This is a genomic window from Bacillus sp. MN7755 (assembly GCF_054771475.1).
The window spans coordinates 1-441 of record NZ_BTRL01000043.1; the positions used below are offsets into that span (position 1 = coordinate 1).

Below are 441 nucleotides of genomic sequence, written 5' to 3' on the forward strand. Positions count from 1 at the left end.
TGGTGCCGACTAGAGGACTTGAACCCCCAACCTACTGATTACAAGTCAGTTGCTCTACCAATTGAGCTAAGTCGGCTAAATGGTGGAGGATGACGGGATCGAACCGCCGACCCCCTGCTTGTAAGGCAGGTGCTCTCCCAGCTGAGCTAATCCTCCGAATTGCCTGGCAACGTCCTACTCTCACAGGGACAAGGTCCCAACTACCATCGGCGCTAGAGAGCTTAACTTCCGTGTTCGGTATGGGAACGGGTGTGGCCTCTCTGCCATCATTACCAGACTGTATTCATTTAAGACAAGAATTATTGTAACTTATTTAACTTTCAAAGTCAACAAGTTTTTTATATTCTTTCAAAACTAGATAACATTGCTTCATATTATATGGTTAAGTCCTCGATCTATTAGTATTCGTCAGCTCCACATGTCACCATGCTTCCACATCTA

The 441-nt window shown here is 45.4% G+C and carries 2 tRNA genes and 1 rRNA gene; all 3 read right to left on the reverse strand.

The window, feature by feature from the left end:
- Window positions 1-76, reverse strand: a tRNA-Thr gene (locus ACYVEC_RS30065).
- Between the two features lie 4 nt (window positions 77-80).
- Window positions 81-156 (reverse strand) — tRNA-Val (locus ACYVEC_RS30070).
- Window positions 157-161: 5 nt separating this feature from the next.
- Window positions 162-277, reverse strand: a 5S ribosomal RNA gene (rrf, locus tag ACYVEC_RS30075).
- Window positions 278-441 lie beyond the last annotated feature (164 nt).